At 49.6% G+C, this 23447-nt stretch carries 21 protein-coding genes and 1 other annotated feature; of the genes, 9 read left to right on the top strand and 12 right to left on the bottom strand.

Annotation, left to right across the window (positions count from 1 at the left end; translation table 11 throughout):
• Positions 1 to 411: 411 nt before the first annotated feature.
• From plaP to L2I46_RS27210, 3 genes are all read right to left on the bottom strand, one after another.
• Entirely contained in the window at positions 412 to 1770 is a 1359-nt protein-coding gene (gene plaP, locus L2I46_RS27220; RefSeq protein WP_236948368.1) for a putrescine/proton symporter PlaP, read from the bottom strand.
• A gap of 289 nt (positions 1771 to 2059) precedes the next feature.
• Positions 2060 to 2950: a LysR family transcriptional regulator gene (locus tag L2I46_RS27215; protein ID WP_236948367.1), complete on the bottom strand. Its 891-nt coding sequence runs from the start codon at positions 2948 to 2950 to the stop codon at positions 2060 to 2062.
• Between the two features lie 36 nt (positions 2951 to 2986).
• A complete protein-coding gene (locus L2I46_RS27210) occupies positions 2987 to 3811 on the bottom strand; it encodes an SDR family oxidoreductase (protein WP_236948366.1) in 825 nt (274 codons plus the stop codon).
• Between the two features lie 175 nt (positions 3812 to 3986).
• On the opposite strand from L2I46_RS27210, the gene hisL reads away from it, so the two are divergent.
• The 9 genes from hisL (at position 3987) to hisIE (ending at position 11241) form a co-directional block, all read left to right on the top strand.
• The gene (hisL, locus tag L2I46_RS27205; protein ID WP_004899375.1) at positions 3987 to 4037 is read left to right on the top strand and encodes a his operon leader peptide; all 51 of its coding nucleotides are present in this window, start codon (positions 3987 to 3989) and stop codon (positions 4035 to 4037) included.
• Positions 4013 to 4135 (top strand) — a sequence feature (His leader region). It overlaps the preceding gene by 25 nt.
• A gap of 46 nt (positions 4136 to 4181) precedes the next feature.
• A complete protein-coding gene (hisG, locus tag L2I46_RS27200; RefSeq protein WP_236948365.1) occupies positions 4182 to 5081 on the top strand; it encodes an ATP phosphoribosyltransferase in 900 nt (299 codons plus the stop codon).
• A 55-nt stretch (positions 5082 to 5136) separates the two neighbouring features.
• Complete coding sequence (hisD, locus tag L2I46_RS27195) at positions 5137 to 6441, top strand: histidinol dehydrogenase (protein WP_236948364.1); 1305 nt, start codon at positions 5137 to 5139, stop codon at positions 6439 to 6441.
• Entirely contained in the window at positions 6438 to 7499 is a 1062-nt protein-coding gene (hisC, locus tag L2I46_RS27190; RefSeq protein WP_236948363.1) for a histidinol-phosphate transaminase, read from the top strand. The genes hisD and hisC overlap by 4 nt, the downstream gene beginning before the upstream one ends.
• Positions 7496 to 8563: a bifunctional histidinol-phosphatase/imidazoleglycerol-phosphate dehydratase HisB gene (gene hisB, locus L2I46_RS27185; RefSeq protein ID WP_236948362.1), complete on the top strand. Its 1068-nt coding sequence runs from the start codon at positions 7496 to 7498 to the stop codon at positions 8561 to 8563. Before hisC ends, hisB begins: the two co-directional genes overlap by 4 nt.
• Positions 8563 to 9153: an imidazole glycerol phosphate synthase subunit HisH gene (hisH, locus tag L2I46_RS27180; protein WP_123755027.1), complete on the top strand. Its 591-nt coding sequence runs from the start codon at positions 8563 to 8565 to the stop codon at positions 9151 to 9153. Before hisB ends, hisH begins: the two co-directional genes overlap by 1 nt.
• On the top strand, positions 9153 to 9890 hold the full coding sequence (gene hisA, locus L2I46_RS27175) for a 1-(5-phosphoribosyl)-5-[(5-phosphoribosylamino)methylideneamino]imidazole-4-carboxamide isomerase (RefSeq protein ID WP_236948361.1): 738 nt from the start codon (positions 9153 to 9155) through the stop codon (positions 9888 to 9890). The genes hisH and hisA overlap by 1 nt, the downstream gene beginning before the upstream one ends.
• A complete protein-coding gene (gene hisF / locus L2I46_RS27170) occupies positions 9872 to 10648 on the top strand; it encodes an imidazole glycerol phosphate synthase subunit HisF (protein WP_236948360.1) in 777 nt (258 codons plus the stop codon). Before hisA ends, hisF begins: the two co-directional genes overlap by 19 nt.
• Positions 10642 to 11241, top strand: a complete 600-nt coding sequence (gene hisIE, locus L2I46_RS27165) for a bifunctional phosphoribosyl-AMP cyclohydrolase/phosphoribosyl-ATP diphosphatase HisIE (RefSeq protein WP_236948359.1) — start codon at positions 10642 to 10644, stop codon at positions 11239 to 11241. Before hisF ends, hisIE begins: the two co-directional genes overlap by 7 nt.
• Before the next feature lie 66 nt (positions 11242 to 11307).
• On the opposite strand, the gene L2I46_RS27160 is transcribed toward hisIE, so the two are convergent.
• The 9 genes from L2I46_RS27160 to rfbB form a co-directional block, all read right to left on the bottom strand.
• On the bottom strand, positions 11308 to 12126 hold the full coding sequence (locus L2I46_RS27160) for a glycosyltransferase family 2 protein (protein ID WP_236948358.1): 819 nt from the start codon (positions 12124 to 12126) through the stop codon (positions 11308 to 11310).
• 11 nt (positions 12127 to 12137) lie between these two features.
• Positions 12138 to 13058, bottom strand: coding sequence for a glycosyltransferase family 2 protein (locus L2I46_RS27155; protein ID WP_236948357.1), 921 nt, complete (start codon positions 13056 to 13058; stop codon positions 12138 to 12140).
• 48 nt (positions 13059 to 13106) lie between these two features.
• Positions 13107 to 16937, bottom strand: coding sequence for a rhamnan synthesis F family protein (locus L2I46_RS27150; RefSeq protein ID WP_236948356.1), 3831 nt, complete (start codon positions 16935 to 16937; stop codon positions 13107 to 13109).
• A gap of 13 nt (positions 16938 to 16950) precedes the next feature.
• A complete protein-coding gene (locus L2I46_RS27145; RefSeq protein ID WP_236948355.1) occupies positions 16951 to 18318 on the bottom strand; it encodes an ABC transporter ATP-binding protein in 1368 nt (455 codons plus the stop codon).
• Positions 18308 to 19096: an ABC transporter permease gene (locus L2I46_RS27140; RefSeq protein WP_236948354.1), complete on the bottom strand. Its 789-nt coding sequence runs from the start codon at positions 19094 to 19096 to the stop codon at positions 18308 to 18310. The genes L2I46_RS27145 and L2I46_RS27140 overlap by 11 nt, the downstream gene beginning before the upstream one ends.
• 66 nt (positions 19097 to 19162) lie before the next feature.
• The gene (rfbC, locus tag L2I46_RS27135) at positions 19163 to 19711 is read right to left on the bottom strand and encodes a dTDP-4-dehydrorhamnose 3,5-epimerase (protein ID WP_236948353.1); all 549 of its coding nucleotides are present in this window, start codon (positions 19709 to 19711) and stop codon (positions 19163 to 19165) included.
• Between the two features lie 13 nt (positions 19712 to 19724).
• Positions 19725 to 20615 (bottom strand): dTDP-4-dehydrorhamnose reductase, encoded by an 891-nt coding sequence (gene rfbD / locus L2I46_RS27130; protein ID WP_236948352.1) that lies wholly within the window; start codon positions 20613 to 20615, stop codon positions 19725 to 19727.
• Positions 20616 to 20647: 32 nt separating this feature from the next.
• Positions 20648 to 21517 carry a glucose-1-phosphate thymidylyltransferase RfbA gene (gene rfbA / locus L2I46_RS27125; RefSeq protein ID WP_236948351.1) on the bottom strand — a complete coding sequence of 290 codons (870 nt, stop codon included), beginning with the start codon at positions 21515 to 21517 and terminating at the stop codon, positions 20648 to 20650.
• A 15-nt stretch (positions 21518 to 21532) separates the two neighbouring features.
• On the bottom strand, positions 21533 to 22597 hold the full coding sequence (gene rfbB / locus L2I46_RS27120; RefSeq protein WP_236948350.1) for a dTDP-glucose 4,6-dehydratase: 1065 nt from the start codon (positions 22595 to 22597) through the stop codon (positions 21533 to 21535).
• Positions 22598 to 23447: the final 850 nt, after the last annotated feature.

The following is a 23447-nucleotide window of genomic DNA, read 5'->3' as shown; positions in this document are numbered from 1 at the left end:
CACGAAGTGGCGATTTTGCTGGCCGGAGCCCGGGGGTACAGGGGGCGGCGGCGACTGGCCGCCCCCTGTGCGCTCCCAGCACCATAAGAGACATAACGCAGAAGACTAACCGGGAGCGCAAACTACGCTGAAGCCACAGATAACATAAACAACCACACTGCAGTGCTTCCCCTCCCCCTAACACTCTCCCGGAGGGAGAGGGAACCGTCCGGTCGTCGTTTCCGTGGCCAACATATTGCCGGGTGGCGCTTCGCTTACCCGGCCTACATAACCATTAAATTTCAGAAGGTTAACCATCACCGTAGGCCCGCGCAAGCGCAGCGCCGCCGGGCAAAAGGTATCGCACCGGGCCAAACGAAAAAAAAGCCGGAGGTTTCCCTCCGGCTTTTCTCATTTACATCACGCTATGCCTTAGGCCACATCTTCATACTGCGGCACCGGGTTGCGGAAGCTTTTGGTCACGCAGGCCAGATAGACCAGACCGATACCGGCCCAGATCAGGCCCAGAATCATCGAGCTCTCTTCCAGGTTGACCCACAGCGCGCCAACGGTCAGGGCGCCGCACATCGGCAGGAACAGATACTGGAAGTGGTCTTTCAGCGTCTTGTTGCGTTTCTCACGGATCCAGAACTGCGAAATCACCGACAGGTTAACGAAGGTAAACGCCACCAGCGCACCAAAGTTAATCAGCGCCGTCGCCATCACCAGGTCGAAGTTAATCGCCAGCAGCGCAATAGCGCCGACCAGGATGATGTTCATCGCCGGGGTGCGCCAGGTCGGGTGGACGTAGCCGAAGAAGCTTTTCGGGAACACGCCGTCGCGGCCCATCACGTACATCAGACGCGCCACGCCAGCGTGCGCCGCCATACCGGAAGCCAGCACGGTGATGGTGGAGAAGATCAGCGCGCCAACCTGGAAGGCTTTACCTGCTACGTAGAGCATAATTTCCGGCTGTGACGCATCCGGATCTTTAAAGCGCGAGATGTCCGGGAAGTACAGCTGCAGGAAGTAGGTGGCAAAGATGAAGATCAGGCCGCCAATCAGCGCGGTCAGGAAGATCGCCCGCGGGATGACGCGCTCTGCATCTTTGGTCTCTTCAGACAGGTTGCTGATGCCGTCGAAGCCGGTAAACGAGAAGCACAGGATCGTCGCCCCGGTAATCATCGGGATCACGTGCGCGTCACCGGACCAGAACGGACGGCTGCTGGCCAGCGTACCGGCGCCTTCGCCTTCAAACACGCCATAAATCACCATGCCGAGAATAACGGCAATCAGCACCACCTGCAGCACCACGATCACGGTGTTGAAGTTGGCGACGGATTTAATACTGCGCAGGTTAAAGGCGGTCATAAAGGCGACCAGCGCGATAACAAACACCCACGACGGAATCGAAGGCACCAGCGCTTCAAAATAGATTTTCGCCAGCAGAATGTTGATCATCGGCGCGAACAGGTAGTCGAGCAGCGAGGACCAACCCACCATAAAGCCAACGGTCGGGCTGATGGATTTCTGCGCATAGGTATACGCCGAGCCGGCAGAAGGGTAACGACGTACCAGCTTGCCATAGCTCAGGGCAGTAAACAGAATGGCGATTAACGCAAAGGCGTAGGCCGTCGGCACGTGACCGTCGGTCATACCAGAGACGATACCAAACGTATCGAACAGCGTCATCGGCTGCATATAGGCCAAGCCCATCATTACAACCGGAATCAACGTAAGCGTCTTACGTAATTCCACGCGAGAGGTTTTTGGAGTAGCGTTATGCGACATGGTGGTTATCCCCTTTCACGGCGAATGCCATCGCGTAAGCAAAAAATTGCCCCATTTCAGTGTATTCCTCAGCGACAACGACTGTCGGTTTTTAGTAAATATCTATCCGGTACGAAGCCCGGCCTCTTGTATTGAATGATGTGCCTTGAAAACAAAAAAATAACCGACACTTCAAAAAGTGTCGGCTAAATTCCATTTTTCATGGCCGCGTATTTTGCAACATTTTCTGGTCGGATGACAAGATGTTGAAAAGCCAAATTGTCACTACAATAATTTAACAGGTTAATATTCATACATTTTTAGTATGATAGATTGTATGGATAGCATTATTTGCTAAAATTTCGCTGCGCCACCAGTCGCAGGAACGCCCGCTCGTCTGATCGTTCCAGCCCAACCATGCCCGATGCGACGGAAAATGGGAAGCGACAGCCTTCTCTACCAGCTCGCCACTCTCCAGTTGAGCACGTGCCAAATACTGTGGCACGTACCCCCACCCCAGCCCGGCGGCGATCAGCATCAGCAGCCCCGGATAGTCATACGCCAGCAGGCAGTCCTGGTCATCAACCGCCGGCCACTGTCCGTCGATCGCAATCGCCCGATGGCGCTTCAATATTCGCCAGCTCAGCGGCGCGGTGATGGCGGCAAGCGGATGCTGCGGCGCAATCACAAGACCATACGGCAGTTCGCCCAGCAGACTGAAGCTGTAGCCACTCATCGTTGGGGGATCGCTGACCACACCCAGCACCATATCCGCCCGTCCCTGAACCAGCGCATCCCAACCATGGGACGACGCTTCGCAAAAGAATCGCAGTTGTGCGAGGGTATGTTGCTGATAGAACTGGCCCACCATTGGCGCCAGTAAAAAGAAAGGGAACGCCGCATCCACGGCCAGCACCAGGGTATTTTCCCACCCCTGATGCAGTTTGATTGCCCGTTTTTCCAGTTCACGGGCGGTATGCAACACCTCGCGCCCTTTCTCCAGCAGCATCTGCCCGGTTGGCGTAAAGCGCGCCCGATGGCCGCTGCGGTCAAGCAGCTGAATATTCAGATCGCTTTCCAGCTTGTAAATGGTGTAGCTCAGCGCAGAGGGGGTTTTGTAGAGCTTTGCCGACGCCGCAGCAAAGCTCCCCTCTTTCTCCAGAGCATCAAGAATAACGAGGACATCCAGCAGTGGTTTCATCGCCGCCCCCTCAGGTACGCGATTACCGCTGGCGCATTACTCCATCGGCATCACCAGCGGATCGGGGTATTGATACTCAAACCCCAGTTCGTAGCAAATTCGGTTGCCATCGATGATCTTACCCGGCCCGCTATTCGGGCTATCGGCAAACACCGGGGCCGATAACCCAAGTTCACGGGCCATTTGCGGGTAGAACACGCCGCGCGCCGGATGTTTGGGCGCACATATATTATAGATGCGTCCGCCCTTCGGAGCCTGCAACAGCAGTTCGATGGCCGAAACCACATCCTGCAAATGCACGAGGTTCACGCCATGCTGACTGTCCGGCGCGGATTTTCCGGCAAAGAAGCGTCCGGGATGACGGGATGGCCCCACCAGCCCCGCCAGACGCAATATATCCACTGACGTTCCCGGCAGGTTGTGCAGCCAGTCTTCCAGCTCTTTCAACACCCGGCCGCTGGCGGTCTGCGGGTCGCGTGGTGAATTCTCTTTTAGCGTCCCGCTGGCATTGCCATAAACGGAGGTGGAGCTGGTAAATACGATGCGCGGAATATGGTAGGCCAGCGCCGTATCGACAATCTCCTGGACCGCCTGCAAATAAAACTCTTCACCCGGCCCGCTACGCCGCGCCGGTAACGTAATCACCAGCGCATCCACTTTCATCAATGCATCCAAATCGTCGGCATCGCAGACCAGCTGCGGCTCCAGGCGTAGCGGATAGCTATCAATACCGCACATCCTCGCCGCCTCCACGCCATCCCGGGTGGTTTTGCTGCCGGTGACCTGCCATCCGCGTGCATTCAATGACAAAGCAAGCGGCATGCCCAGCCATCCTAAACCGACAATTGCGACCTTTTTCATACCTGGCTCCTGACTCTTTCGCTGTGCTGATACAAGGCTACGCCAGCCAACCGCAACTGACAATTTCTTCAGTGAAGATGAAATGAATTAATGATAGTAAAAAGCCCTTGCTTTCTGCGCTTGAAGTGGTTTAGGTTAAAAGACATCTAATGCATAGTCATTCAAAGAGAATTTTATGAACCGCGTTCAATTTAAACACCACCATCATCACCATCATCCTGACTAGTCTTTCAGGCGATGTGTGCTGGAAGACATTTAGATCTTCCAGCGGTGCATGAACGCGAAATGAGCCCCCGGAAGATTCACTTCCGGGGGCTTTTTTTTGAACCAAATTCGGACAGATTCAGACAGGAATTAAGAGGAAACAAGAATGTTAGACAACAGCCGTTTACGCATAGCTATTCAAAAATCAGGCCGCCTGAGTGAAGATTCACGCGAATTACTGAGCCGTTGTGGCATTAAAGTGAATTTGCACACCCAGCGCCTGATTGCGCTGGCGGAAAATATGCCCATCGACATTCTGCGTGTGCGTGATGACGATATCCCGGGCCTGATTATGGATGGCGTGGTCGATCTGGGCATCATCGGCGAGAACGTGCTGGAAGAAGAGCTGCTGAGCCGTCGCGCTCAGGGCGAAGATCCGCGCTACTTTACCCTGCGTCGTTTAGATTTCGGCGGTTGCCGCCTGTCGCTGGCGACCCCGGCCGATGAAAGCTGGAACGGCCCGGCGGCGCTGGACGGCAAACGCATTGCCACTTCTTACCCGCACCTGCTGAAGCGCTACCTCGATCAAAAAGGCATCTCCTTTAAATCCTGCCTGCTGAACGGCTCAGTAGAAGTTGCCCCGCGTGCCGGCCTGGCCGACGCGATTTGCGACCTGGTCTCCACCGGCGCAACCCTCGAAGCAAACGGCCTGCGCGAAGTGGAAGTGATGTTCCGTTCCAAAGCCTGCCTGATTCAACGCGATGGCGAAATGGCCGAGGCCAAACAGCAGCTGATTGACCGTCTGCTGACCCGTATTCAGGGCGTGATTCAGGCGCGTGAATCAAAATACATCATGATGCACGCACCAACCGAACGTCTGGAAGAAGTCATGGCCCTGCTGCCGGGCGCCGAACGTCCGACTATTCTGCCGCTGGCGGGTGATAAACAGCGCGTGGCGATGCACATGGTCAGCAGCGAAACGCTGTTCTGGGAAACCATGGAAAAACTGAAAGCGCTGGGTGCCAGCTCCATTCTGGTACTGCCTATCGAGAAGATGATGGAGTAATCCAGGCGGAACAGGCCTGCGGGCCTGTCTCAGAAAGTAGACAAGGGAAACGACCATGAGCTTCAACACAATTATCGACTGGAACAGCTGTAGCGCAGCACAACAGCAACAACTCTTAATGCGCCCGGCCATTTCCGCTTCCGACAGCATTAGCAAGACGGTGGCGGAGATCCTTACCAACGTCAAAGAGAATGGCGATGCGGCCCTGCGCGAATACAGCGCAAAGTTTGATAAGACCGACGTCAAAGCACTGAAAGTCACTGAAGAAGAGATTGCTGCCGCCGGCGCGCGCCTGAGCGATGAGCTTAAGCAGGCTATGGCGGTTGCGGTACGCAATATCGAGACCTTCCACAACGCGCAACAGCTGCCGGGCGTCGATGTGGAAACCCTGCCGGGCGTGCGCTGCCAGCAGGTAACCCGCCCTATTGCATCCGTAGGGTTATATATTCCCGGTGGCTCGGCACCGCTGTTTTCGACGGTGCTGATGCTAGCCACCCCGGCACGCATTGCCGGATGTCAGCAGGTGGTGCTGTGCTCGCCGCCGCCGATTGCCGATGAAATTCTTTATGCCGCCCAGCTCTGCGGCGTGCGCAATATCTTTAACGTCGGCGGCGCGCAGGCCATCGCCGCGCTGGCATTTGGTACCGAGTCAGTCGCCAAAGTCGATAAAATCTTTGGCCCAGGCAACGCCTTCGTCACCGAAGCCAAGCGCCAGGTCAGCCAGCGCCTGGACGGTGCCGCCATTGACATGCCCGCCGGCCCTTCTGAAGTACTGGTGATTGCCGATAGCGGCGCGACGCCGGATTTCGTCGCCTCTGACCTGCTTTCTCAGGCGGAACACGGCCCGGATTCGCAGGTTATCCTGCTGACGCCGGATGCCGCGATGGGTGAACGCGTCGCCCTCGCCGTTGAGCGCCAGCTGGCTGAACTGCCACGGGCCGACACCGCTCGCGAAGCGCTCTCCGCCAGCCGGATTATCGTTGCCCGCGACCTGGCGCAGTGCGTGGAAATTTCCAATCTGTACGGGCCGGAGCACCTGATTATTCAGACCCGCCAGGCCCGCGATCTGGTTGACGATATCACCAGCGCCGGTTCCGTGTTCCTCGGCGACTGGTCCCCGGAATCCGCCGGCGATTACGCCTCCGGGACCAACCATGTGCTGCCGACCTATGGCTACACCGCCACCTGTTCCAGCCTTGGACTGGCGGATTTCCAAAAGCGCATGACCGTGCAGGAATTGTCACGCGATGGCTTTGCCGCCCTCGCCTCGACCATTGAGATTTTGGCCGCCGCCGAACGCCTTACCGCCCACAAAAACGCCGTTACGCTGCGCGTCGCAGCCCTTAAGGAGCAAGCATGAGCATTGAAGAGTTAGCCCGCGCCAATATCCGTGCGTTGACGCCGTATCAATCTGCTCGCCGACTGGGCGGTAACGGCGATGTCTGGCTGAACGCCAACGAATTCCCGACGCCGGTGGAATTTCAGTTGACCGAGCAGACCCTGAACCGCTATCCGGAACCGCAGCCGAAGGCGGTAATTGAGAACTACGCACGCTATGCCGGGTTGAAGCCCGAGCAGGTGCTGGTGAGCCGCGGCGCCGATGAAAGCATCGAGCTGCTGATCCGCGCGTTCTGCGAGCCAGGGCAAGACGCGGTGCTCTACTGCCCGCCGACCTACGGCATGTACAGCGTCAGCGCCGAGACCATCGGCGTAACCTGCCGTACGGTCCCGACCCTGGCCGACTGGCAGCTCGATCTGCCGGGCATCGCCGCCAGTCTCGACGGCGTGAAGCTGGTCTTTGTCTGCAGCCCCAACAACCCAACCGGGCAGATTATCAATCCTGACGATCTGCGGACCCTGCTGGAGATGACCCGCGGCAAAGCCATCGTGGTTGCCGATGAAGCCTATATTGAGTTTTGCCCGCAGGCGACGCTGGCCGGCTGGCTGAGTGACTATCCGCACCTGGTGGTGCTGCGCACATTATCAAAAGCGTTTGCCCTGGCCGGTCTGCGCTGCGGCTTTACCCTGGCGAATACCGACGTGATTGGGCTGCTGATGAAAGTCATCGCACCCTACCCGCTGTCAACGCCGGTGGCCGACATTGCCGCCCAGGCCCTTAGCGAACAGGGCATTGCTGCGATGCGCGCCCGGGTGGCGCAGATTGTTGCCGAACGCGAGTACCTGATTAGCCAACTGAGCGGCATTCCCTGCATAGAGCAGGTCTTCGGCGCCGAGACCAACTATATTCTCGTGCGTTTTAAAGCCTCCAGCGCGGTATTTAAATCTTTGTGGGATCAGGGCATTATCTTACGAGACCAAAATAAACAACCTTCATTAAGCGGCTGCTTGCGTATCACTATCGGTACCCGTGCTGAGAGCCAGCGCGTGATTGACGCTTTGACTGCGGAGAATGTATGACCCAGAAGTTTCTCTTTATTGACCGTGACGGTACGCTGATTTCTGAGCCACCGGTTGATTTTCAGGTAGACCGCTTTGAAAAACTGGCCTTCGAGCCGCAGGTGATCCCTGTGCTGCTGAAACTCCAGCAGGAAGGTTACAAACTGGTGATGATCACCAATCAGGATGGTCTGGGAACCGACAGCCTGCCGCAGGCCGAATTTGACGGCCCGCACAACCTGATAATGCAGGTCTTTGCTTCCCAAGGTGTCGAATTTGATGACGTGCTGATCTGCCCGCATCTGCCGTCCGACAACTGCGAATGCCGTAAGCCGAAAACCCAGCTGGTTCTGCCGTGGTTGGAAGAAGGCGTGATGGATAAAAGCCACAGCTTTGTCATCGGCGACCGCGCCACCGACATTACGCTGGCTGACAACATGGGCATTACCGGCCTGCGCTATGACCGCGAGACCCTGAACTGGCCGACGATCTGCGAGCAACTGACCCGCCGCGATCGCTACGCCCACGTCGAGCGCGTCACCAAAGAGACTCAGGTGGATGTAAAAGTCTGGCTGGATCGCGAAGGCGGCAGCAAAATCCACACCGGCGTCGGTTTCTTCGATCATATGCTCGATCAAATTGCTACCCACGGCGGTTTCCGCCTGGAGATTAACGTCGGCGGCGATCTCTACATTGACGATCACCACACCGTGGAAGATACCGGCCTGGCGCTGGGCGAAGCGTTGAAGCTGGCGCTGGGCGATAAGCGCGGAATTAACCGTTTTGGTTTCGTGCTGCCGATGGACGAATGTCTGGCCCGCTGCGCGCTGGATATCTCCGGGCGCCCGCATCTGGAATATAAAGCCGACTTTGCCTATCAGCGCGTGGGCGATCTGAGCACCGAGATGGTTGAACACTTCTTCCGCTCGCTCTCCTACACCATGGCGGTAACGCTGCACCTGAAAACCAAGGGCAAAAACGACCATCATCGCGTCGAAAGCCTGTTTAAAGCCTTTGGCCGTACCCTGCGTCAGGCGATTCGCGTTCAGGGCGATACGCTCCCCTCTTCGAAAGGAGTGCTGTGATGAACGTGGTGATCCTCGATACCGGCTGCGCCAACCTCAATTCGGTTAAGTCAGCGATCGGACGCCACGGCTATGAGCCAGCGGTCAGCCGCGACCCGGATGTGGTGCTGCGTGCCGATAAGCTGTTTTTACCCGGCGTCGGCACCGCGCAAGCGGCGATGGACCAGCTGCGCGATCGCGAGCTGATTGAGCTGGTGAAAGCCTGCACCCAGCCGGTGCTCGGCATTTGCCTCGGCATGCAGTTGCTGGGGCGTCGCAGCGAAGAGAGCAATGGCGTCGATCTGCTGGGCATCATCGAAGAAGACGTGCCGAAAATGACCGACCACGGTCTGCCGCTGCCGCATATGGGCTGGAACCGCGTCTATCCGAAGGCGGGAAATCGTCTGTTCCGCGGCATCGATGACGGCGCCTATTTTTACTTCGTCCACAGCTATGCGATGCCGGTGAATCCTTACACCATCGCGCAATGCAACTACGGCGAACCGTTCACCGCCGCGGTGCAGCAAGATAACTTTTTTGGCGTCCAGTTCCATCCGGAACGCTCGGGCAGCGCCGGTGCGCAGCTGCTGAAAAACTTCCTGGAGATGTGATGATAATCCCGGCTTTAGATTTAATTGACGGCACCGTCGTCCGTCTCCATCAAGGCGATTACGGCCAGAAGCGCGACTACGGCAACGATCCGCTGCCGCGCCTGCAATCCTACGCCGCACAGGGTGCTGAAGTTTTGCACCTGGTGGATTTAACCGGCGCGAAAGACCCGCAGAAACGCCAGATCGCTCTGCTAAAAACGTTAGTGGCCGGCGTTGATGTGCCGGTACAGGTCGGTGGCGGCGTGCGCACGGAAGAAGACGTCGCCGCCCTGCTGGATGCCGGCGTCGCGCGCGTGGTGGTGGGTTCAACCGCGGTGAAATCCCCGGAAATCGTCAAAGGCTGGTTCAACCGCTTTGGGCCGCAGCATCTGGTGCTAGCGCTGGACGTACGCATCGATGATCAGGGTAATAAACAGGTGGCCGTGAGCGGCTGGCAGGAAAACTCCGGCGTAACCCTGGAAGAGCTGGTTGAGAGCTATCTGCCGGCCGGTTTGCAGCACGTCCTGTGTACCGATATTTCTCGCGACGGGACCCTCGCCGGGTCGAACGTGTCGCTGTATGAAGAAGTGTGCGCCCGCTACCCGCAGGTGGCATTCCAGTCCTCCGGCGGCATCGGCGATCTGAATGATATTGCCGCGCTGCGCGGAACCGGCGTGCGCGGCGTGATTGTCGGTCGTGCGCTGCTGGAAGAGAAATTCAACGTAACGGAGGCCATTCAATGCTGGCAAAACGGATAATCCCCTGCCTCGACGTTCGCGATGGCCAGGTAGTGAAAGGCGTGCAGTTCCGTAATCATGAAATCATTGGCGATATCGTCCCGCTGGCAAAGCGCTATGCCGACGAAGGCGCCGATGAGCTAGTGTTCTACGATATCACCGCCTCCAGCGATGGCCGGGTGGTCGATAAAAGCTGGGTATCACGAGTCGCAGAAGTGATCGATATTCCTTTCTGCGTTGCCGGCGGGATTAAGTCGCTGGAAGAGGCGGCGCAGATCCTCTCCTTCGGCGCGGATAAGATTTCGATTAACTCCCCGGCGTTGGCTGACCCGACGCTGATTACCCGCCTTGCCGACCGCTTTGGCGTGCAGTGTATTGTGGTAGGTATCGATACCTGGTTTGATGCCGAGAGCGGCAAGTATCACGTCAATCAGTATACCGGCGATGAGAGCCGTACCCGGGTAACCCAGTGGGAAACCCTCGACTGGGTGCAGGAAGTACAGAAGCGCGGCGCCGGCGAGATCGTCCTCAACATGATGAACCAGGACGGCGTGCGCAACGGTTACGATCTTGAACAACTGAAGAAAGTACGCGCCGTCTGCCATGTGCCGCTGATTGCTTCTGGCGGTGCGGGCACCATGGAACACTTCTTCGAGGCGTTCCGCGATGGCAACGTCGATGGTGCGCTGGCGGCTTCGGTGTTCCACAAGCAGATTATTAATATTGGTGAACTGAAAACGTACCTGGCAGCACAGGGCGTGGAGATTAGGGTATGTTAAGTGAACAGCTGGACTGGGAAAAAACCGACGGTATGATGCCGGCCATCGTGCAACATGCCATCTCCGGCGAGGTGCTGATGCTAGGCTACATGAATCAGGATGCGCTGGCGCAGACCGAAGAGAGCGGGAAAGTCACCTTCTGGTCGCGGACTAAGCAGCGTCTGTGGACCAAAGGGGAAACCTCCGGCAACTTTCTCAACGTGGTGAGCATCACGCCGGATTGCGACAACGATACCCTGCTGGTACTGGTAAACCCAATCGGCCCGACCTGCCATAAAGATACATCCAGCTGCTTCGGCGAAGCTGGCCACCAGTGGCTGTTCCTGTATCAGCTCGAGCAGCTGCTGGCCGAGCGCAAGCATGCTGACCCGGAGAGTTCGTATACCGCGAAGCTGTACGCCAGCGGCACCAAGCGTATTGCACAAAAAGTCGGGGAAGAAGGCGTGGAAACCGCGCTGGCGGCGACGGTGCATGATCAGTTTGAGCTGAAGAACGAGGCATCGGATCTGATGTATCACCTGCTGGTGCTGCTGCAGGATCAGGGGCTGGACTTGACGGCGGTGATAGAGAATCTGCGTAGCCGGCATAAATAAAGACTATCTACTATAATAAATAAAGGGCAGACTAAATGAATCTGCCTTTTTTAAAAAACCAATTATTTACTTTTCTGTTTTAGTAGGTAGCAATGAGAGACATAGGTTATTTAAGCGTTTTCTATCACTATCAAAAAACCATCCCCATTTATTAAAGTACTTTACTGCAGAAATCATATGATACAAAAGGAATTTAACGTTATGATATGATTTTCGTTGCGACAGATGGACAACCGTCGAATCAGGGCAATAAGCGACCTTAAGATTTTCCGCACTAATTCTGCGTGAAAAGTCCACATCTTCCAGATACATAAAAAAACGCAAATCAAAACCGTGTACCCTTTCGATAGCATGATTACTTACCATCATAAAACAACCTGACATTGATGGAGCATAAAAAGTCGTATCAAAATTGGCTTTCCTGAGTTCATACTCATCATTTATATTGGGGAAAAATGAAGAAAGGAAGCGCCTGCCGAATAATTGAAACGGTGCGGGAAGTAGTTTTGTCGCGTACTGCAATGCACCATTCGGGTAAATTATTTTAGGTACAGACAAATCAATGCCATAATTATCACAAAATAAAAAAAGCTTATCGACTTCGCCAGAAGAATAATAAATGTCAGGATTACAAATTAGAAAGTAGTTGCATTTGCTTTTATACTTTCCAAAAACCTGATTATGTCCTGCTCCAAAGCCCTGATTTTCAGTTAATTTAATAACATCAACTTTCGGATGTTTGTAGTCGTTTAACCAATCACAAAAAGAGCCATTGTCTACAATAACAAGTTTATCAATATTCCTTTCATTTAATAGTGAATTGAGCGTACGCTCAATTTCCTGAAAAGAATGTTTATACAAAACAAGTGAAGCTAGTATATTCACATAGCACCTTACTACATTTTTCCGGTACAAACATAAATTATGGTAGATAATGTTCCGAGCTTATACTGGTGGTAAACACCTGATCTTCGAAAATATTTCAACCTTCGAAATAGACTTCCTGATCTAATACTATAATAATCATCGAACACATTTTTTGCACTAATCGTAAAAGAGTCAAGCAAATTGCTGAGAACAATTCTATTTCTATCATTCCAGTTACGTCTGTCACCAGAGAGAGACTGAAGAAAATTTCGACCACGGAGAAATATATTTCTTCCATCGCCAATTACATTGTTCACGTGCTGCCTGTAGAGTACTGTAGGTGTCTTATCAAAGTGTATGAATCCGCCACAAGCGGAGACTATTTGATATAAGGACCAGTCATGCACAACCATCATATCTGAAGAGGCCGCCCTTAAAAGTTCTCGAGCCCGATGGTTAAAAACCATGGTGTTCCCACTTGCAATATTATGCAATAAAGCATTAGCAAAACCTAATGGTTTTCTCGGGTGCAATGATTCACCAATAGTATGATTTTCTGAATCAATTAACGTTGTACTCGAACAGTAAAGAGCAGGAATATCAGCGGGTACAGAATTAAGATATTCGACTGCCATTTGAAGTTTTTCTGGTAACCAGATATCATCCTGATCACTAAATGCATAATATTCAGATTGTATTTCCCGATTATTAATCAGTGACTGAAAATTCTGACAAAAACCGCGGCATGGACCAGGAGTAAGTCTTCCCTGTACATCAAGATGTGATGAGAAAAAATCTTCAACAATTTTTACTGTGGCATCTTCAGAGCCATCATCAGAAACATATAAACTCCAGTGCTTATATGTTTGCTCGAGAAAAGATTGCAGTTGATTAGGCAAATAATCCTGACCATTTCTTACTGCCATTAAAATTGCAACGTTCCGGTTCATGAATAAACCCTTTACCCCTACCTGGAAGAATCAGGTAGGGGTTATTAACTAATTAACTAATCCACGACCACAGTAATCATCATCCAGAGTCATTTTTTTAATGAAGTCATTTTCTCTTCTGTTACAAGAATAAATAAATTCACTATATAAAGAGTCTGCAATTCTCAATGACGGCGAGAATTGAGGGTAAAGATAATTGCGAATATTACTGGCGTCTTTCACGAAATCCAGACACCCTCTTTGCAATTCAGCCCTCAGATCTTTCGTTGAAAGCTCTTCGGTTCTTTGAGTCTTATAGACTGGAGACACCATATCATCAGAACTGAAAAGATATTTTATAATCTGAGTATCATTTGAACTGAGTAGTTTTTCTAGTTCAAAACTTTGTTGTAACAATAATGATTCTTTATTTTGCAGAGGTACCGAATCATTGATAAAGCAACCTTGTGCAACACTATCATACGATAAGTTATTATTTCCTTTTTCAGACGTCGCGATATAAAAACCATCGACTCTATCTGACAGTATCTTAGAAAGGGCTTTTTGGATTGTTCCTGAATAACCAACATCGACAACTGCTTTATGACTTGCAGATATGAAGCCCACGCTTGTCAAATAAGATATCAACCCTTTTCTCTCAATATCTGCTTCACTAAGAATATCCGGCATTAAGTATTCAAGTAACTCTTTGACTTCAGATATATTATCGTTCTGAATTTCAACGAGACGCCCCTTGGACCAATATCCTTTCGAGTAAATATCAATTAGTTTCTCATCCGAAAGAACAAGACCATATCGTTCTCTAAGGAACATTTCCAGCGTATTAGCAAAGAAAGTCGATTTTGCTATTGAAAGAATATCATCGAGTGTCGAAACATTTGGTACATTTACGGCCCGACGAGAAAGAATTAAATAATGGCTTATTGCAGCATTACTTGCATCTTTACACCAATGATCATAAACATCTTTAATAATCTTACCTTCACGAGCCAGGAAATATAGATCTTTGATGTTTGATTTCTCTGCACTAACTCTTAGCCATTCAGCAAATGCTGTAAGCAATGGCCCAGCCAAATTATAACCAATTTGATACGGATCGCTTGAAAATAGCTTCAAATTATCAAATTTAAAATCACCAATTTGGCTTAAGTTCTTTTTAACCAAAAGGCCAAAAGTTAGCTCATCATGAAGATTAGCGGAATAAGCGATTCTAGCCAAAGGGGAATATTCAGCGACGTGCAGTGCCAGATCGGTGGCGCGAATAATATGCGTTGCACGAATATTAAACTGGTCAAAAGGCAGTTGAATATCGCTACGTTCATTATCGCCAAACATGATCACTTCATTGCCCGAGACACTATACTCAGACAGGAGAAGCTCATATAACTCGCCTGTGTCCTTCCTCTTACCTTTATCGGAAGATAGATATATTTTGTCCCAACCAAGAAAACCATTATCAGTAAGCATTTTCTCAATGACATTGATGGATAAGAACATGTCACTAACAATAGCTACTTTTTTCCCGCTATCTTTAGCAAAGTTGAAAAGATCCAACATATCCTTTCTGGCAGAGACTGATGCCAGTTCCACCTGTACTTCAAGCTTACGGAACTTCTCTATTAATGAGAGTTCAACACCGAAATGCTGATGTAATTCATTATAAATATCATCAATACTGACATCTTTTCCTGCACGATGCCGTGCACTGGCCTCGGCATCAGCCCTTTTCGCAAGGAAGGTTTTCGCCTCACTTTCAGGTAGTTGTTCCGCAATGATTAATTTCGTATGATCCGGATGTAACAAAGGGCGGACCAATAGTGTATCAAAAATATCAAAAGCAATTACTTTCTTAGATGGATCAGAAATGAGTTGTTTCATCGATTCAAGAGACCGAGGGAAATACTGCTGGTCCCAACGGAAAGTTGACTTCGATTCATTTTCGGAATCTTTAATAATTAAAGAACCGAATTGCAACGCCTGTGGTACTATGCCTAACAAACGTTCAATTGCATGGGCAGTCGTCCCATCAGTTTGCCCTTTCTCTTCAGGGAAATCATCCCATGAGAGGCCCAAATTGAACAAAGGTGCTAATGATTCCTGTCTAGCCCAGAACATTGAGCCAGCTGGGAAATTAAAATAACCTTCGGGGCAATTGATTCCCATACGAGCACACAATTCAGCACCTTGTGATTTATTCGCAAGCCACGAAAATGCCAAATAGGGAACCATGCAATATGCTTGCGGATACACAATACCTAATGATGAATCATCATCAAAGGCTTTAAATATACGCTTTATATTAGACTCCGAACCAAAGAGACCATTTAGTAAGTACTCACGCCAACCTGTTGTTTTCCCTTCATTATAGAGAGATTTTTTACTTTGAATATGGCAAATAAAGTTATATTTCTTAAGATCTGAACCAAATTCAGCAATCATTGGTGCAATATCGCGCCCGCGATTTGGAACAACCCTAACATCGAGATGTTCTATGTTTTTTATCTTTTTAAATTCATCTTCGCAATTAACTTTAGCATCAGAGTTTGTCACTGACACATACACATCAAATTTGAATGGTACAATCGCAAGTTGGTTTGAAAACTCAGTAATTAAATCAGGGTAGAAAATATGACAATGGACCGCAATACGGCCAGGTTGAGTATTAATGTTATCACTTAACAAAGAGATATCAGTTAACTTATCACTATTATCTAATCCCTGAGACAGCGTTGAATTAGCCCCCATAAATCTTGGATGGCTGGTAAACCAACTTGGCCTAATTTTGAAAGCCAGAGACAATAATTGTTCACGATATCGTGATGGAGCACGGTAGTATACTGATTTGGCAAAACTCCTTGCTTCTCTTTTAAGATGCCATAGCGTATTACGCTGTTGACCACGCAGAACCCGGAATATGAAACGAAGAGGCTTAGTGATTTTCCAGGAGTTTGTATTTATGAGTCTGTGAATTTCTTGCTCTAGCTCATTTATTTTATGGCTATGATGATGATGGCCACCTTCCAGTTCATGTAACCGCCCAGTCATCATATCTTTAATATTTTTATCTTCTTGAATTCTCTTTATATATAATTCATTTTCAGATTTAGCTTTTTCAAGTTCATTCAGGAGTTGCTTATTATGTCCTTCCAATGCCGCTCTTGATGATTCTAAACTCTGAATATGGTTATGCGCTTCCTCTCTTAGGACAATGAGTTCACCTAAGCGAGAAAATGCCTCTCTGATCAAGGCTGTATTACCTAAAGAAGTCAGCTTTTCATATATAACATGGCTTTTATCACCGACAAATAACACACCAAGACCATATGAATGTAAAAATTCAAACGAAGGATATTGGCCTTGTAACTCATCCCACAATTGCCAGACACCAAAACCTCTTTCACGAACATTAGTATCATGAAAAATGACAATAGCGTCATCCGCAAGCTTTGGTTTCCATGTGTCAAAATCGTTTTTCACGGCTTCATAGGTATGTAAGCCGTCAATATGCAGGAGATTGACTCCACCATCAGAAAAATAATCAGTCGCCTGATCAAAGGTCATACGTAATAAACTGGAAAACGAAGAATAGTATTGTTTATTCCACATATTTACATTCGTAAATACATCCTCACCGTAATTACCTGCGTGTTCATCACCTTGCCATGTATCGACCGCATAGCATTTAGAGCCTGTATTATTTTCCAGAACCGCCTGACAAATTGCAAAGTACGAGTTACCTGAATGTGTACCTAATTCAACGATAGTACCCGGTTTCATTTCTTCAACGAGCCAACTGACAAAAGGTATATGGCCACACCAGCCATATGGGAATGTCAGTTTTCCAGGTCTGGAAAGCATTGATTTATTAATCATAGTCATAAAATAATTACTCTTAATTCACCGAGATACTAATTTTTTTCATCGGGATGCCAACTAATCCCGTTACCGTACTAGAAGAATGAGATTTAAATATAAGTGCATCATGAATCCAGTGGTGCTGTACATGTTCTTGTTGAGAACCTTCAGCAACGGCAACACAGATGCTATATTCTCCAACAGGTAGAACCGGCATAGCAAACTCAAAAACCGAGTCCATATTATCTTTTTGCTGTACTGAAAGGGGGTTATGCAGATAAGAAATATATGTATTATCTCCGAATAAAGTCTGTCCCAGGCGGTCTTTTATATAGAAACCCACAATCGGACTATACATTGACTTGAGGCACTTAACTTTAATTCTGAGGATAACATCTTCACCACCAATGACCCATGACAATGGATTACCTTGAGTGTCCTCAAGCTTAATATCATATATTTCTGCGCCTCCCTCACCAAACTGCTTGCTAGTATCGTTAAATGCAAACAATTCGATGTCATTACGCAGTTTACTACTATTAATAAATTCAGATCGCATGTCTTTATATGATATTTCTTTCGGCAAAGACTCTTTTTTATTTTTTACAGATGTCGTACGATTACTTTGCTTAAAAAGTGCCGCTAAATAAGCCTCGGAGACATCTTTAGCCGAACCTTCCATTTTTTTCTGACCATGGTCAATCCATACAGCACGATCACATAAGTTCACTATTGATGCAGTGTCATGGCTAACAAATAAAACTGTTCCGTTTTCCATGAATGCCCGTAAAAACCTCATGCACTTTTGTACAAAAAATGCATCGCCTACTGATAAGGCTTCATCGACAATCAAAATATCCGCATCAACATGCGCAATAATAGAAAATGCCAAACGTACAAACATACCACTTGAGTATGTTTTAACCGGTTGATCGATAAATTCACCAATCTCAGAGAATTCAACGATACTCTCAAAGCGCTCTTTAATCTGTTCATCGCTCAACCCCATAATTGAAGCTGAGATGTAAATATTTTCTTTACCAGTGAAATCAGGATTAAAACCGGCACCCAGCTCCAGTAAGGCAGCAACTCGGCCGTTAACCTTAACGCTTCCGCTTGTGGGGGTCAAAGTGCCACATATAACTTGCAGTAAAGTCGACTTACCCGCACCATTGGCACCGATAATACCAACTGTTTCACCTTTATTTATTTTTAAAGAGACATCTTTTAAAGAATAAAATTCTCTATGTCTTTTTACTCGTTCTAGCCCCAATACTCTACGAGGTAAATTACCCAAAAACTCTCTCACTCTGTCTTTGGGCTTATCGTAAATACGGAATACTTTTATGACATTATCTACCTGAATAACAGGAACTGACTTGTCATTAACAGAATCACAAGACATCTGCAAATCCTTTCTTCGCTTTTTGGAATATTTTCAATGCAAAGAACAATAATATTATGCTCGCAATATACAATATGGCATATTCTTGCAAAGACATATTATGGCCTAAGATTAAAATATCACGTGCATTTTCGATCAAAAAAGCTATTGGGTTGTACATCATAATATCTTGAAAGCTTTTAGGTATTGCACTCAATGGATAAAATATTGGCGAAAGAAACATCAAAAAAGTAATGATGATTGGCACGGCCTGAGTAATATCTCTAAAATATACACCAATCGTTGAGAACAATAAAATCAAGGAAAAGCCAACGATAAACAACGGAATTAAAAATAACGGAAAGAATGCTATAGTCCACGGTATCGAATTAAATACAATTAGTTGCGCAATTATCAAAATCACAAAACTGATCAAGAAGTTAAATGCAGCTGATAAAAATATGCTAAATGGCAAACAACCGAGTGGAAAAACAACCTTCTTCACATAGTTGACATTACTGGTAAACAGAACAGGTCCACGACTCAAGCACTCAGCTAAAAAATTGAAGATAATCAAGCCAGCAAATAACACTACAGCAAATGTGCCTTTTCCTCCACTTAATGCTCCCCATTTCGCCTTAAACACTTCGGAAAACACAAATGAATAGACGCAAAGCATGATAATGGGATTTACTACCGCCCAAAAGCCTCCGATTAGTGACCCTTTATACTTTGAATCTATATCTCTTTTTGCAAGTTTGAATATCAGTGCTCTATTCTTTAAAAAATACTTAAGCATCGCTCAGACATACCTTTATGTGGAACATAGGATTCAACTAATTTCTATCGTAGTTCCTGTTTTATTTCACAGATAAAATTCAGCTTGATTAAAGGCAAGCCCTTTAGCATCTTTTTCAGAGATGTTTAAACCCGCCACCTCAGGCCACTCAATCCCAATATCCGGATCATTCCACAGAATACTGCGCTCAGACTGTGGCGCATAGTAGTTGGTCGCTTTATAGACAAACTGCACCGTCTCGCTCAGAGCCATAAAGCCATGCGCAAACCCTTCCGGGATCCACAGCTGACGCTTATTCTCTGCGCTTAGCACCACCCCCACCCACTGACCAAAGGTCGGGGATGAACGACGCACGTCAACGGCCACATCGAACACTTCACCCTCGGTGCAGCGCACCAGTTTGCCCTGAGCATGCGGGGCCAGCTGGTAGTGCAGGCCGCGCAGCACGCCTTTCTGCGACTGCGAATGGTTGTCCTGTACAAACTCAACATGACGACCCACTGCCTCATCAAACACCCTGCTGCTGAAGCTTTCAAAGAAAAAGCCGCGCGCATCACCGAACACGCGAGGTTCAAAAATCAAGACCTCAGGAATGTCTGTTTTAATAATATTCATCTTAGCTGCTCACCTATTTGCCTGAAACTTCAACAACAACTCGTTCAACACCCTGGCGCCAGTCCGGTAACGTCACACCGAACACCCGCTGGAACTTTTCATTCGACAGACGCGAGTTCAGCGGGCGTTTTGCCGGCGTCGGGTAGGCCGTGGTCGGGATCCCGTTGACTTCTTTCACCGCCAGTGCCGTGCCATGCGTACGGGCAACATCAAATACAAAGCGAGCGTAGTCATACCAGCTGGTTTCTCCGCTGGCTACCAGGTGGTAAATACCTGCCACCGCCCTGTTACGCTGCTCTTCGCGAATAGCGATGGCGGTACAGTCTGCCAGCAGCTCTGCGCCGGTCGGTGCGCCGTGCTGATCGTTAATGATCGACAGCGTCTCCTTCTCAGCGGCCAGACGCAGCATGGTTTTGGCAAAGTTCGCCCCGCGGGTCGCGTAGACCCAGCTGGTGCGGAAAATCAGATGACGCGGGTTACCCTGCTGCAGCGCCAGCTCACCGGCGCGCTTGGTTTCACCGTAGACATTCAGCGGCCCGGTGGCCTCATCTTCCTGACGATAGTGACTGCCTTCCCCGTCGAACACATAGTCGGTGGAGTAATGCACCATCAGCGCACCCAGCTTCGCAGACTCTTCAGCCAGTACTGCCACGCCGCGGTCATTGAGCAGGTCAGACAGCTCGCGCTCACTTTCCGCTTTATCGACAGCGGTGTGGGCAGCGGCATTCACAATCACATCCGGTTTCACCTGACGAACGGTCTGAGCAATGCCTTCCAGATTGGTCAGGTCACCACACAGTTGCGTATCGAAATAGTCAACCGCCACCACCTCTCCCAGCGTCGACAACGAACGCTGAAGTTCCCAGCCGACCTGACCATTCTTACCAATCAGTAAAATTTTCATGATTCAATACCTTGTTTACCGTCGGTAGGTGATTAACGTTCGCTGAGCAGACGCTGCAGATAAGCGCCATATTCAGTTTTCTTTAACTTTTCAGCCTGCGCCGCTACCCCTTCCGCAGACAGCCACTGATTACGGAAGGCGATCTCTTCCAGACAGGCCACCTTCATCCCCTGACGTTTCTCAATGGTATGAATGAACTGTGAGGCCTCAATCAGGCTGTCATGAGTCCCGGTATCCAGCCAGGCAAAACCACGTCCCAGCAATTCCACCTGCAGATCGCCGCGCTCCAGATACATCTGGTTCAGGGTGGTGATTTCCAGCTCGCCGCGCGCAGACGGTTTGACGGCTTTCGCCATCTCCACCACGTCGTTGTCGTAAAAATACAGGCCGGTAACCGCCCAGTCTGATTTCGGCTTCAGCGGTTTTTCTTCAATCGACAGCGCTTTATAGTGTTCATCAAACTCCACCACCCCGAAACGTTCCGGGTCGAGAACCTGATAACCAAACACGGTGGCGCCGGAGGTTTTGCTGGCTGCCGCATCCAGTTTCCGGCCAAAACTCTGACCAAAATAGATATTGTCGCCGAGCACCAGCGCACAGGCGTCGTTGCCGATGAACTCTTCACCGATGATAAAGGCCTGTGCCAGTCCATCCGGAGATGGCTGAATGGCGTAACTGAAGTTCACTCCGAACTGTGAGCCGTCGCCCAACAGACGCTGGAACGCCGGCATATCTTCCGGGGTGGTAATGATCAGAATATCGCGGATCCCGGCCAGCATCAGCACCGATACCGGGTAATAAATCATTGGCTTATCATAAATCGGCAGCAGCTGTTTAGACACGCCCTGAGTGATGGGATATAAGCGGGTGCCGGAACCGCCGGCCAGAACAATACCTTTCATGGGTTTATATCCTTATCAGTTATTCAGGCCAAGACGTTCACCGGCATACGAGCCGTCCAGCACGCGCTGCCACCAGGTGGTGTTGTTCAGGTACCAGTGAACGGTTTTCTCGATCCCGCTTTCAAAGGTCTCCTGCGGCACCCAGCCAAGGTCACGTTCAATTTTTGCTGCATCGATCGCATAACGCAGGTCGTGACCCGGACGATCTTTCACAAAGGTGATCAGGTCAGCAAAGTGGCTAATGTTGCCCGGCTTCTGCTCCACCACCTTGTCCAGGATGCTGCAAATCGTACGGACCACAGCGATATTTTTACGCTCGTTATGGCCGCCAATATTGTAGGTTTCACCGTTCTGACCTTCAGTCGCTACTTTATATAGAGCCCGGGCATGGTCTTCGACGTAGAGCCAGTCACGGATCTGCTCGCCGTTGCCATACACCGGCAGCGGTTTACCCGCCAGGGCATTGAGAATGGTCAGCGGGATCAGTTTTTCCGGGAAGTGGTACGGGCCATAGTTGTTGGAGCAGTTGGTCACCACGACCGGCAGGCCGTAGGTGCGGTTCCAGGCGCGGACCAGATGGTCGCTACCGGCTTTAGAGGCTGAGTACGGGCTGCTTGGCGCGTACGGCGTCTCTTCAGTAAACAGATCGTCGGTACCGTCGAGGTCGCCGTAGACTTCATCCGTGGAGATATGGTGGAAGCGGAAGGCCTGCTTTGCTGTCGCATCGAGGGAGGACCAGTAGTGACGGGCTGCTTCCAGCAGAGTAAAGGTGCCAATCAGGTTGGTCTGGATAAAGGCGGCCGGGCCGTCAATAGAACGGTCAACATGGCTTTCGGCAGCCAGGTGCATCACGATATCAGGCTGAAACTCACTGAACTGCTGAGCCACGCCCTGGGCGTCGGTGATATCCGTACGCGAGAAAGAATAACGGCTGTTGTCGGCTACAGAAGCCAGAGACTCGAGATTACCTGCGTAAGTCAGGCAGTCCATAACGCGCACGTCATTCTGAGTATTCTCAATGATATGACGAACAACGGCAGAACCAATAAACCCAGCGCCACCGGTGACAAGGATCTTCATACTCTCTCTCGTTTTTCAATTAGTTAAGTGCCTTTCAGGCACATTTTAAAAATTTCAGACACGCTACCGCCATTGGCTATCGCAACCAAAGCGCGTAACGCTGCTGTGCTGTAATCACGGCCCCGGTCTCAACGTCAACCAGACAGTGAAACGTGGACCTGACGCTTACTTGCTGTGAATGCAAAGCTTAAGTCACCACTTGCAGACTAGTCAGCTTTGCGCAAAAAAGCTAAAAACAGAGGTATATCAACGGATATAGCTCTGTTTTCAAACGTTCCTTCTGCACATACTGTGACTTAAGAAACCACTACTCTCTCCATTTTGCATCTTCCTTTCCATCAGGACTTTCTCAATTCATCTCACTGCCGACAGCTTGTAATCAGTACATTCCAGTCTACGCTTAAAACCATTCAGCAAACGCTGGTAACCATTTGGCAAAGGTTTACTCAATCTTTCGCAGAACTAAGCCAGGTGGAATAACCTGTGCTTCCACCGGCCCGCTACACCTTTCTTCTGTAGACGAATCCGGCCGACAAAAGTGCCGTTCAGCCAACCATCTGCCGCAGTTGAAAGTGAGTTTTAGCAATAATGAATCTGTACGACGCACAAATGGCAGGCGCATTATAGCTCTGGTCTGAGAGAATAAAAATGAAAAACCATAATCAATCCATTCAGGAAGAAAATATACATTATTGATACATCATATATATGCATCGAAAAAACAAACGTAACCGCATGAAATACAAGCAAAAGATTTAGAACACCTTTATTTAGGCTTTGTTGAATAAATCAGATTTCGGGTAAGTCTCCCCCGTAGCGGGTTGTGTTTTCAGGCAATACGCACGCTTTC

This window comes from Klebsiella sp. 2019SCSN059, from assembly GCF_021739525.1.
In the GTDB taxonomy this organism is placed as follows: Bacteria; Pseudomonadota; Gammaproteobacteria; order Enterobacterales; family Enterobacteriaceae; genus Klebsiella; species Klebsiella quasipneumoniae.
Note: the sequence above shows the minus strand (reverse complement) of the source record. Positions and strands in the feature narration are given on the sequence as shown.

What these genes read in the sequence shown, in the direction of transcription:
- hisA (WP_236948361.1), top strand. Translation starts at nt 9,153, where the DNA reads ATGATAATCCCGGCTTTAGATTTAATTGACGGCACCGTCGTCCGTCTC.
- hisIE (WP_236948359.1), top strand. Translation starts at nt 10,642, where the DNA reads ATGTTAAGTGAACAGCTGGACTGGGAAAAAACCGACGGTATGATGCCG.
- L2I46_RS27155 (WP_236948357.1), bottom strand. Translation starts at nt 13,058, where the DNA reads ATGAACCGGAACGTTGCAATTTTAATGGCAGTAAGAAATGGTCAGGAT.
- hisH (WP_123755027.1), top strand. Translation starts at nt 8,563, where the DNA reads ATGAACGTGGTGATCCTCGATACCGGCTGCGCCAACCTCAATTCGGTT.
- rfbA (WP_236948351.1), bottom strand. Translation starts at nt 21,517, where the DNA reads ATGAAAGGTATTGTTCTGGCCGGCGGTTCCGGCACCCGCTTATATCCC.
- hisC (WP_236948363.1), top strand. Translation starts at nt 6,438, where the DNA reads ATGAGCATTGAAGAGTTAGCCCGCGCCAATATCCGTGCGTTGACGCCG.
- hisF (WP_236948360.1), top strand. Translation starts at nt 9,872, where the DNA reads ATGCTGGCAAAACGGATAATCCCCTGCCTCGACGTTCGCGATGGCCAG.
- rfbD (WP_236948352.1), bottom strand. Translation starts at nt 20,615, where the DNA reads ATGAAAATTTTACTGATTGGTAAGAATGGTCAGGTCGGCTGGGAACTT.
- L2I46_RS27145 (WP_236948355.1), bottom strand. Translation starts at nt 18,318, where the DNA reads ATGTCTTGTGATTCTGTTAATGACAAGTCAGTTCCTGTTATTCAGGTA.
- hisD (WP_236948364.1), top strand. Translation starts at nt 5,137, where the DNA reads ATGAGCTTCAACACAATTATCGACTGGAACAGCTGTAGCGCAGCACAA.
- rfbC (WP_236948353.1), bottom strand. Translation starts at nt 19,711, where the DNA reads ATGAATATTATTAAAACAGACATTCCTGAGGTCTTGATTTTTGAACCT.
- L2I46_RS27140 (WP_236948354.1), bottom strand. Translation starts at nt 19,096, where the DNA reads ATGCTTAAGTATTTTTTAAAGAATAGAGCACTGATATTCAAACTTGCA.
- rfbB (WP_236948350.1), bottom strand. Translation starts at nt 22,597, where the DNA reads ATGAAGATCCTTGTCACCGGTGGCGCTGGGTTTATTGGTTCTGCCGTT.
- L2I46_RS27150 (WP_236948356.1), bottom strand. Translation starts at nt 16,937, where the DNA reads ATGACTATGATTAATAAATCAATGCTTTCCAGACCTGGAAAACTGACA.
- L2I46_RS27210 (WP_236948366.1), bottom strand. Translation starts at nt 3,811, where the DNA reads ATGAAAAAGGTCGCAATTGTCGGTTTAGGATGGCTGGGCATGCCGCTT.
- L2I46_RS27215 (WP_236948367.1), bottom strand. Translation starts at nt 2,950, where the DNA reads ATGAAACCACTGCTGGATGTCCTCGTTATTCTTGATGCTCTGGAGAAA.
- plaP (WP_236948368.1), bottom strand. Translation starts at nt 1,770, where the DNA reads ATGTCGCATAACGCTACTCCAAAAACCTCTCGCGTGGAATTACGTAAG.
- hisG (WP_236948365.1), top strand. Translation starts at nt 4,182, where the DNA reads ATGTTAGACAACAGCCGTTTACGCATAGCTATTCAAAAATCAGGCCGC.
- hisB (WP_236948362.1), top strand. Translation starts at nt 7,496, where the DNA reads ATGACCCAGAAGTTTCTCTTTATTGACCGTGACGGTACGCTGATTTCT.